The following is a 9763-nucleotide window of genomic DNA, read 5'->3' on the forward strand; positions in this document are numbered from 1 at the left end:
TGGCTAAAATCCATAATACTCCTGCGCATTTTTAAAAATCGCTTTTGCTTTTTGTTTTTCTTGCGAGCTAGCTAGGGCGTCTTCCTCATAGCTTTGCAAGTATAGCTCCCACACTTTTTTAGAATCATCTCTAGAGCCACTTTGCATATCCCACGCCCGATAAATCCAAATCCTAGCGCGGACAAAATCCCTCTCCAAAAGTGCATTTTGTGCCAAAGAAAGCGCGTGAGAAAAGGTAAAACTACCATAAAAAATATTTTTGCTTTCATCAAGTTTTGGCATTATAGGTGGTGTAGTGGGTGTAGGCTTGGGAGGAGGATTTGTAGGATTCTTTTGGATTTTTTGCTTACCTTTGTCCTCTGTTTGATTTTTTAGCACTTCTAGATAGTCTTTTGGGGCTAGGGTAAAGCTAGATTTTTCTAGACTAGATTTTAGATGAGATTGTATAAATGAAGCAAAAAATATGCTAGGTTTTGATGGGTTAAGTAGCGTTTCTACTCCGTATTTTACTCCAAATCCAAACGCGCTAAAAAGTGCCAAAATCCCACATAGCGCGTAAAAAGACAAAGCTACAAAATGCGTTTTGTAAAATATGTGCTTTAGTTTTTGTATTGCACGGGCAGATTTGACAAAGATTTTGCGCTTGTATCTGTGGCAATGTCTTTTTAAGACTTGGCTTATTTTTTGGATAAATGGTAGGTTGGCTAAATGCTTATAGATTGGCAGCAATATTGCGCTAAAAGTAGCTATACAAATGGATTTTAGCCACAAAAATATAGGGGCAAAAAGTGTGGAAAATATTTTGATAGATTTTTGTTTGTATTGCTTGATTTTCCTGCATAGAAGTAGTGAGCGCAGATTTTGACATAGTTTTTGGAATTTTTGAAGCCATATTTTGGGTAGGCTTTTTTGCGATAGATTTTCTTTTGGCGTGGTTTCTTGTGGCAAATTTTCTTGCCCATCTTTATGAGATTTTTGACTGCTATTTTTGGTAGTTTTTAAGCCACCAAAACACCGCTTCAAAAACTGCCACAAAGAAAATACTTTTTGAGAAACATTAAGATTGTTTTTTTGCAGGATTAGCCATTTTTTGATTGTGTCAATGACACTTTGCAAACACTGCTTAATCTTTTGCCTAACTCTTTGTGCTATCCTCAAAGTGATACTCCATATCCTCATTTCCTATGATTTTTGGCGTGATGACTATGACCATTTCTTTTTTTTGTTTGATAGTTTTTTTATAAGAAAAAAGATATTTTATCAAAGGTATTGAGCCAAGCAAAGGGACTTTTTTGGTAACGACATTATAACTCTCACTTATTAACCCACCTAAAATCACTTTTTGCCCGTCATTGATTCGCACGATAGATGAGAGCTGATTTGTAGAGAGATTGGGCGGGGAGGCTAGCGCGGTTGGTTGATTTTCGATAGATGGGTCTTTTGCTGCGGTTATGGAGGGGTTGATTTTTAGTATGACTTGATTTTCTTGGATTGAGGGCGTTACATCGAGCAAAACACCGCTAAATACGCTTGGGTATTGATAGCCTGTGTTTTGTATGGTGCTAGAGTTTGTGGAGGTTTGATAAATGAGGCTTTGGGAATAGCGCAATACATTTCCTACTGAAATGATAGCTGGTTGATTATTTAGCGTGATGATTTTGGGATTTGAGATAGATTTGGTTGTGCCATATTGCTTTAGGAACTGCACTATATCGCCAAGCTGTAAGTTGTTTGAGAATACATACACGCCATAGTTTATATTTCCATTTTGCGCGTTAAAAATCTCTGGGGAAGTGCTTTGGGTATTTATCCCTAGCTCATAGAGTTTGCCCCAATTTACCCCTATGGTGTTAGTATCATTATGCTCTATGGTAAAGATTTGCACATCGATTTGGACTTGCTGGGATAGGCGTGATTGGAGGCTTGCTAGGTAGTCTTTTGCCCTCTCTAGCTGGGCGTTGGTAGCATTTATGGTGATTAGCCCTGCACCTTTGTTTATGATGATTCTAGGGTGTTTGGGATTGTAACTATCTTGTTCTTGATAGACTAGGGAGATTAGCTCATTTTCTAGCTCGCCCCAAAAGTTTAGCTCATCAATGGAGTAGATTTTTGTCCCGCTTTTGCCAAATAGTGGGCTTTGCGTGCCTTGTGAGAGGGCTTTGCTTTGGACATCTTCGCCTAGTGGGCTTGGAGAGTTTATGGGAGCTTGGTAGTGCTGATAGGAGTAGGAGCTACCATAAGGGCTTAGAGAATTCATTTGGGATTCTTGCCCATAGACGACATCGGTATTGGAGCTTGCTACACGCGCGGTGGATATGTAGTTTATGTGAAAGGTGCGGGTGTTTAGGTGATTAAACCTGACTAATTGCCCATCTAGCTCATAGTGCAAATCACTTGCCTTAGCGATAGTGGAGACAATCTCGCCAAATCGCTTTTGCTTGAAATTTAGCGCGACTTTTGTAGAATCTAGTGCCTTTTTTGCACCATTTTCATAAGAAAGACTCAAAGCACATTCAAAAGCCAGCTCTTCAAGGAGGATTCTAGGAGATAGATTTGGGTTGCTTTGCAGAGTGAAAGACTTTTGGTTGCATTCTTTTGACAGAGCGTTTGTGAGGATAAAAGGCAGGATAAAAATAGCGCAAAATCTAAAATGAGCAATTTTTTTGTGTCGTTTTTGCAGAATCATTGAGTTCCTTTTGTGTTTGATGATATAGCTTTACTTTCAAGCGAATTTTCTTTATTTTGCGAAAATGCTTGGGGCTTAGATGAGAGTTGATTTTGTCGTGGATTTTGGCTTGGTTGTTGATTGTCTTTTGTCTTTAGTCGCAGGACTTTTTGACTTGATTTTTTATCAATGAGCGTGATAGAGTTTTGAGTAATAGCATAGATATGATACGCACCGATTTTGTCGCCTATTTTATACCATTTGTCGTGGATAAGGACTTTGGAGTTTAGTATAGCTTGGATATGTAGCTCTAGCTCCTTCTCGCCAAACACACTTAAAATGCGATATTCTCTTTGTAGCTTTGGCTCAAACAATGCTTCAAAATCATTTGCAAAATCCTTTATTTGTGTCGCGCTAAGTGGCATAAATAACGACACTGCAAAAAACCCAAACGCTATACAAAATCTAGCTTTATAAAACTTGATTTTGCATAGCTTCATCTCGCAAAACTCACAAAACCTACAAAACAACACCTTATAAAATCTCATTTTCTTTCCTTACAAAATCTTTTGTAAAATCTTTGAGAGTGTCTTTAGCAAAATCCTGCTCTAAAATATTATGAAATATCTCTCCAAAATTTATCGCTTCAAACCTCATTTCCAAGCCACTTGCAAAGGGTGCGTTTATAGACATATTTTGGATAAAAATAAAAGGATTTTTCTCTAAAATCTCTAAAATATCTTCTAGCACCTCACTATCCCCCACCACGCTAAAAAGCAGATTTTGGCTAGGTTTTTGCGGCGTATTATCTTCCAAAAAGTCTTGTGGCAGGCTACTTGCATTTTGATTTTTTGTTTGTGTATTGCTTTGGTTATCAAATGAGGGACTAAAAGGCTTTAATAAATAGCCCAATGCCTCATTTGTAAGCAAGTTTTCTTGCAGAGATTTTAGGATTTGTTCTTTGTGGTTAGGATTTGCAAGAGGGGATTTTGCACTTAAATTAGATTGTAGATTTTGCATTTTTGCTAGCTCGCTTTGGAGTTGCTCCTGCTGTGTGAGAGCAAAGCTCGCTTCCTCATACACACTATCCACCGCAGGCAAAATCCACCCAAATACCACAAACGCACATAGCAAAATAGGCAGGCAAAAAGCTAAAATTCTCTCTTTTTTATGCCTGTGCAAAAAATATCTATCCAACGCTACAAATATATGTGTGAGTTTGTCAAAAATGCACTCAAAACTACGCTTCTCTAAGTGCTTAAAAACGCTAATAAACATTATAAAACAACTTTTGAAGCAAGCATCGCAGAAATATTGGCAGCGAAAATATCATCTTTTGCATAGCTTGTAGAATCTATAAGGGCAAAGTGCTTGGATAATTCTTGTAAAAACACCTCTATATGCCCCTCCTCATTGGCATATATGCTTAAATCTAGATTTTGGATTTCATCATTTTCTTGCAAAGATAGCGCACCTATCCATACAGAGCTTTTGCTTGCTATGCTTGAAATCTTGGAGATAATCTCTAGTTTTGGAGTATATGGACTATGAAGTGTAGCAAGTAAATGCAGTGCAGAATCTAGGCTTTCAAGAGTGCGCGAAGTCATAGCGTTTTTTATCCTCTCTTGCTTAGCTAGAGCGAGTGCGTTTTCATTTTGCTCTTTTAGGCTAGTAGCTTTGCTTTGGGTGTATTTGGCATAGCCAAGTTTGCAAAAAGGTAGCACAAGCACAATAGCGCAGCAAGCAAGTGCCTTTAAGCCACTCCAAAAACTTTGCGTTTGAAAAAGATGCTTTTTGTTTTTGTTATAAAGTGGCTTTGGCTTATGAAAGTTAGCCCTGCTTTGCAAACTATGCTCTATCGTATCCATATCACTAGCCATATCACTAAGTTCTACGCTTTGCAACACAAAATCAAAGCATAGCTTCTCTACACTACTATCAAGCCTACTAAAACTCGCTAGTGATAGCAACGGTGAAAGTGGCGCAAGTGATGAAAGTGGTGTAAGCTGTGTAAGTGAGGAGGAAGTCAAAACCTCTAAATCCTGCGAAAAAATCTGCTTAGAATCATCTATGGGGGTTTTGTGCGTGAATTTTGCATTTGGAAGCATTGTTTCACTTTGTGTCATCTCATTATCTTGCTTTTTTTGATTTTGCTTGCTTTGTGCTTGATTATGCCGCTCTATGTGATTTTGGATAAATCCACCTAGATATGCCACTTCAGGGTTTTGCTTGCCATAAGCAGCCCTCAAAAAATGCAAAGCCTCTTCTAGCTTCTCTCCACTATCACAATAGCAATCATAAAGCAAATCCCCATTTTCATAAAACATAAGCCAATTATGCAGCAAAAACACCCCACTAGGCATCGCCTCTATCCCAAAAGGCAAGAGCAAAAGTGGCACGATAATATCACAATGTGCTTGCTCTTTTTCTAGTGCAAATACCTTAAACACACCAGATTTTAGTCGCATAAATGACAATACATAATCTACATTTTTTTCTAAAATCCCGCCTTTTAGGCAATGATGATAAAGTCCAATCTCAATTTGAGACCGTGATAAATTCATAAAATCGGGCACAGAAGCGATAGAAGAAATAAATGTAGTTTTTGCGTTTTGGGCGTGATTAGATTTTGCAACACTAGCATAACTAGTCCTAGAAAAGTGCGCAAAATCTTTTGCAAAACCCTCTGTGGTATTTGTGGCAAAGCCGCCTCCAAAAGAACTACCAAAATCATCATAAGCCTTTTTTAGCTCTTTTTCTTGCACGCTACACAAGATGAGGTTTTCATATCCCACGCAAGAAATTCGTGTAAGTGAGGCTTTGGATTTTATAGGAGTCAAGGCATAATTTAGAAGCACCTCGCCGTCAAAATAGGCAAGTCGTTTTATTGAAATATGAGGCATTTATATCCCTAAATCATTGTAATTTTATAGATTTTATATATTTGGCTAAAAAAACGCGAATAATACAAAAATATTTCTGCTTTGTCAAGCAAGTGGCACGATTTGTTGTGGCTTTTATGGGGCTTTTGTAGATTTTGCTTTTTGCTTTGTTTTTTCTTTGTCGGTGGCTTTATAAAGGGATTTAATCCAAATGTGCTAAAATGCAAATGCCTCAAAATGTAGAATCACAAAATCAATCTTAAGGCAGGCAAATGACAAATAAAACAGCAAAGAAAAACATTGCGTTTTTTGACTTTGATGGGACGATAAGCAGTGGCGATAGTTTGTGGCTTTTTATCACGCACATTGTAGGCAAAAAAAGACTTATCTTAGGCGTGGCTAGACATATTCACATTTTGCTTGGCTATACACTCGGGCTTATCTCAAACACAGATGCAAAGCAGGCTTTAAGCGCGAAGTTTTTATCTAGCATTAGCACAGATGATTTTGCAAAGCACTGCATAGATTTTCTCCCCACACTAGAATCTATCTGCAAAGCCTCCGCCCTCTCTACCATAGCTTGGCACAAAGAGCGCGGAGATATAGTCGTGGTGGTGAGTGCTAGCTTTGAAGAGTATCTCGCTCCACTGTGTGAGAAGCTAGGAGTGGGGCTTATCGCTACCAAGCTAGAAGTGCTAGGAAATAGCTTAAGCGGTAGATTTGGCACTCTTAACTGCTATGGAGCGCAAAAAGTAGAGCGAATAAAGCAACAGTATGATTTGAGCGAGTATGGCGAAATCTATGTCTATGGCGATAGCAAAGGCGACAAAGAAATGCTAGCCCTAGCAAGTGATGAAGAGCATAGATTTTATCGGTATTTTAAGTAGTGTTTTTTACTTTTCATCTCTTATAAGCAAGCAAAATTACTTTTGATTTTGCAAACCTTCTAAAAAATCATAAAAAAACTATGCAAACCCACAAATACCCAAAATCTAAAACAAACCTAAAACTGCCAAACGCCAACCAAAGAGCCTTTTATGTTTAGCTCATAGTAGTTTAGTGCGTAGTTTAGGCTTAGCCTTGCTTGCAGAGCAAAGGTGTGATTATTTAGTAGATTTAGCCCTATATCGCTTAAAAATCCATTTGAGATTCCATCTTTGTCATATATGATAGAGTTATCCCCTAGCACGCCGATACCATTTCCAGAGCAGTTAAAATCACTCAAAAGCCCGATATTTACCCACCAATCAATTCTCCTAAAATCCCCTATAAATTTCACGCCCAATATGCCATTTAGCCCATAGTCAAACCTATCCTCACTAAGTTTGCTATGTGGCAAAAATATATACTGTTCTATTCGTAGATACGGATAGATAAGCAGATTTTGCAAACTAGCCCTAAATGAGCCTAGCTTTAGCACATAGCCTATGTCAGCATTAAGCAGCAAAGAGCTTTCATCAAATGCGTTGTTTGCTTGAGAGGCTATGCCACTGCCTATACCACCCTCTACACCGAGCAAAACCCCGCCTTTTTCGCTATTTGCAAACCCTATATCAAACGCGCTAAAAAGCCCGATATGCAAGGCTTCTTGCGCTATGTTTTGCGTGGCTTGCTTGGTAGAGTGAGTGGGAGAGAGCTGTGAGTGTGAGAAATGTAGCTGATATATTCCGCGATATTTGGGTGCGGAGCGGGTGTATTGCAGTGCTAGTCCAACTGTGCTGATACTAAAAGAATCCGCCTGCATAAAGCTATGTGTGTAGCCTAGACCAAGCGAGCGAGGATATGGCTCTAAATCCGTGCCAAACGCCCTAGATTGAGTGTTATCTTGTAGTTGGGCTGCTAGTGTCTGTGTGCTTTGTAATGATTGTGTAGTTTGCACTGCTTGCACAGCTTGTGTGTTTTGCGTGGTTAGTTTGTCGTTAGAGTTGTTTGCATTATCTGCGTTGTTGTCTGCATTTAGATAGGACAAAAGCACAAAAAAGACGAGAAATATCCCAAGCAAATATCGCATTTATAATCCTTAGTTGTCAAAAGTGCGGATTATATCAAAGTTTGTCTTAGTTTTGTGTGTATTTGCGCGGAATTGTTGCTTTTAGGCTATAATCACGCGAGTTTGCGGATAGAATCTGCTTAGTCGCGCTTTTAAGTATTCGCTAAGGAGAAATGGTGGTAAATCATCTAGGTTTTTTAAAACTTACCAAAATCTTTCCAGCACACAAGATAGCGCGCAAAGTAGTGTGCAAGCTATTATGTCAGATAGCGTGCATAGCAGTGCTTGCAGTGGGGATTTTTAGCCCCTTATCCCCACTTTTTGCCACACAAGAAACCACCCAAAATCTCTCTTCAAATACCAAAAAAGACAATCCAAAAGAACACACAAAATCCAAATCACTTCCAAAAAGCATTGATACACAAGAGCTACAATCTCAGCTAAGCTCCATAGAGGATTCTCTAGCAAAAAACGACAGCATTTGGCTAAAGCGATATGCCGATTATGCAAACTATATGAGAATCTCTAGAGAGATAGATTCTCTAGGGCAAGAGCTAGCCTACCTCCTACGCACAAACCAAGACCAAGACAGCATAAACCAAAAAAAGCACACCATAGAGACTTTACAGCGACAGCTTGAGCTACTAAAAGACAAAAGCGACCCATTTGCCGACCTCATAAAAATCCCAGAAATCCCCCAAAATCCAACCATTACCAATCCATTTGCCATAATCAGCGGAATCTCATTTGTAAAATCACTAAATGCTTCCAAATCCCAGCTCGATTCTAGCAAAAAATCCCTAGACGCACTTATTACACTCATCACCAAAAAGCACGATTTGCTAACCCAGCTAAGTAAAAAAGAAAAAACAAAATCCATAAACAACGCGATTTATGACACACAAATACAGTTATTAGAATTTCAAAGTGCCCAAAATGTCCTAAAAACAAGCATAGAAGTCTATGGTAAAAAATACGATGAAGTCCACAGCGAAATCTATGGTGCGATAAAAAAGCAAGTGCTAAAGCTAGGCTATATCGCTTTGGCGATATTTATCAGCATTTGTATCGCACTTGTGCTAAAAATCATTGTGCGCCGCTATATCGCTCACAATGAGCGGGCATACACTGCAAGCAAAATCATCAACTTTTTTAATTTCGCCATTATCATTTTTATCCTGCTTTTTGGGTATTTGGAGAATGTAACTTATCTTGTAGCTGTGCTTGGGTTTGCTTCAGCGGGGCTAGCTATTGCTATGAAAGACTTGTTTATGAGCTTGCTTGGGTGGTTTGTCATCGTGCTAAGTGGTAGTGTGCATGTGGGCGATAGGATACGAATCCAAAAAGACGGCAGCACCTATGTGGGCGATGTGCTTGATATTTCTATGCTTCGTATCACAATCTATGAAGATGTAACGCTCACTTCATACAGAGAAAACCGCCGCGCAGGCAGAATCGTATTTATCCCAAACAACTATGTATTTACAAATATGATAGCAAACTACACGCACAGTGGTATGCAAACGGTGTGGGACGGGATAGATTTTTGTGTAACTTTTGATTCAAATCTGCCAAAAGCTACCCGCATAGCGAGCGATATTGTGGTAAAATATTCGCGTGGATACACGCAGGTAAGCAAAAAGCGCGTAAATCAAATGCGTGATAGATACTCCCTGCGCAATGCAAATCTTGATGTGCGTGTGTATAGTTTCATCGAGCCAAATGGTGTGAAAATATCGGTGTGGTATCAGACAAATTCCTACGCCACGCTTGCTTTGCGCTCGACTATCTCTTTAGAGATTGTCCGCGCACTTCTAGCAGAGCCAGATATTTTCATTGCCTATGAGACTACCAAATTTGTCCAAACAGGCAATGACGGCTTTGGGGATAAAGTAGTAGGCAATGTGGTGGATAAATCACTAAGCAAAGATTTGCCAAAAGATTCCTAAAAAGACTTTCCAAAAAGAGTCTGCGACACGAGTTCTACTTGAATGAGTAGTTTTGTAGTTTAGTTTTAGATAAGGAGTTAGTTATGTATGAATTTGGGCTTATTACGACATTTAGCAAGTCAAACATAGATATGGACTATCAGGAGTTCAAAACCGCACTTATAGAAAAGTATCCAAATGCTGATTATTGCGACATACTTGAGAAAATCACTATTGAGTATGAGAGCAAAAAGATTACTTTCTCAAGGGGTTCTAAGGGGAAATTTAACTACGACCA

The 9763-nt window shown here is 38.9% G+C and carries 9 protein-coding genes; 3 read left to right on the top strand and 6 right to left on the bottom strand.

What is annotated here, in order from left to right:
• Positions 1 to 3: 3 nt before the first annotated feature.
• Genes HMPREF2086_RS10405 through HMPREF2086_RS10425 form a run of 5 tightly spaced genes read right to left on the bottom strand, consistent with a single transcriptional unit; the run spans position 4 to position 5568 of the window.
• Positions 4 to 1158, bottom strand: a complete 1155-nt coding sequence (locus HMPREF2086_RS10405) for a hypothetical protein (protein WP_034561929.1) — start codon at positions 1156 to 1158, stop codon at positions 4 to 6.
• Positions 1136 to 2686, bottom strand: coding sequence for a pilus (MSHA type) biogenesis protein MshL (mshL, locus tag HMPREF2086_RS10410; RefSeq protein ID WP_023928824.1), 1551 nt, complete (start codon positions 2684 to 2686; stop codon positions 1136 to 1138). Before mshL ends, HMPREF2086_RS10405 begins: the two co-directional genes overlap by 23 nt.
• Positions 2683 to 3213, bottom strand: a complete 531-nt coding sequence (locus HMPREF2086_RS10415) for a hypothetical protein (RefSeq protein ID WP_023928826.1) — start codon at positions 3211 to 3213, stop codon at positions 2683 to 2685. The genes mshL and HMPREF2086_RS10415 overlap by 4 nt, the downstream gene beginning before the upstream one ends.
• Positions 3200 to 3943 carry a hypothetical protein gene (locus HMPREF2086_RS10420; RefSeq protein ID WP_023928827.1) on the bottom strand — a complete coding sequence of 248 codons (744 nt, stop codon included), beginning with the start codon at positions 3941 to 3943 and terminating at the stop codon, positions 3200 to 3202. The genes HMPREF2086_RS10415 and HMPREF2086_RS10420 overlap by 14 nt, the downstream gene beginning before the upstream one ends.
• Entirely contained in the window at positions 3943 to 5568 is a 1626-nt protein-coding gene (locus HMPREF2086_RS10425) for a hypothetical protein (RefSeq protein ID WP_023928828.1), read from the bottom strand. The genes HMPREF2086_RS10420 and HMPREF2086_RS10425 overlap by 1 nt, the downstream gene beginning before the upstream one ends.
• A 251-nt stretch (positions 5569 to 5819) precedes the next feature.
• On the opposite strand from HMPREF2086_RS10425, the gene HMPREF2086_RS10435 reads away from it, so the two are divergent.
• Positions 5820 to 6434 carry an HAD-IB family hydrolase gene (locus HMPREF2086_RS10435; RefSeq protein WP_023928830.1) on the top strand — a complete coding sequence of 205 codons (615 nt, stop codon included), beginning with the start codon at positions 5820 to 5822 and terminating at the stop codon, positions 6432 to 6434.
• A gap of 116 nt (positions 6435 to 6550) precedes the next feature.
• Here HMPREF2086_RS10435 and HMPREF2086_RS10440 read toward each other — a convergent pair whose 3' ends face one another.
• Complete coding sequence (locus HMPREF2086_RS10440; RefSeq protein ID WP_023928831.1) at positions 6551 to 7558, bottom strand: hypothetical protein; 1008 nt, start codon at positions 7556 to 7558, stop codon at positions 6551 to 6553.
• Positions 7559 to 7713: 155 nt separating this feature from the next.
• Here HMPREF2086_RS10440 and HMPREF2086_RS10445 point away from each other — a divergent pair, with 155 nt between their 5' ends.
• Positions 7714 to 9486: a mechanosensitive ion channel family protein gene (locus tag HMPREF2086_RS10445; protein WP_023928832.1), complete on the top strand. Its 1773-nt coding sequence runs from the start codon at positions 7714 to 7716 to the stop codon at positions 9484 to 9486.
• Between the two features lie 83 nt (positions 9487 to 9569).
• Positions 9570 to 9763, top strand: a 194-nt coding sequence (locus HMPREF2086_RS10450) for a hypothetical protein (protein ID WP_023928833.1), incomplete at its 3' end; no start/stop codon positions are given.

This window comes from Helicobacter macacae MIT 99-5501 (assembly GCF_000507845.1).
GTDB lineage: Bacteria > Campylobacterota > Campylobacteria > Campylobacterales > Helicobacteraceae > Helicobacter_B > Helicobacter_B macacae.

Coding starts and splice junctions, on each gene's coding strand:
- HMPREF2086_RS10420 (WP_023928827.1), bottom strand. CDS start 3,943: ATGTTTATTAGCGTTTTTAAGCACTTAGAGAAGCGTAGTTTTGAGTGC.
- HMPREF2086_RS10440 (WP_023928831.1), bottom strand. CDS start 7,558: ATGCGATATTTGCTTGGGATATTTCTCGTCTTTTTTGTGCTTTTGTCC.
- mshL (WP_023928824.1), bottom strand. CDS start 2,686: ATGATTCTGCAAAAACGACACAAAAAAATTGCTCATTTTAGATTTTGC.
- HMPREF2086_RS10435 (WP_023928830.1), top strand. CDS start 5,820: ATGACAAATAAAACAGCAAAGAAAAACATTGCGTTTTTTGACTTTGAT.
- HMPREF2086_RS10425 (WP_023928828.1), bottom strand. CDS start 5,568: ATGCCTCATATTTCAATAAAACGACTTGCCTATTTTGACGGCGAGGTG.
- HMPREF2086_RS10415 (WP_023928826.1), bottom strand. CDS start 3,213: ATGAGATTTTATAAGGTGTTGTTTTGTAGGTTTTGTGAGTTTTGCGAG.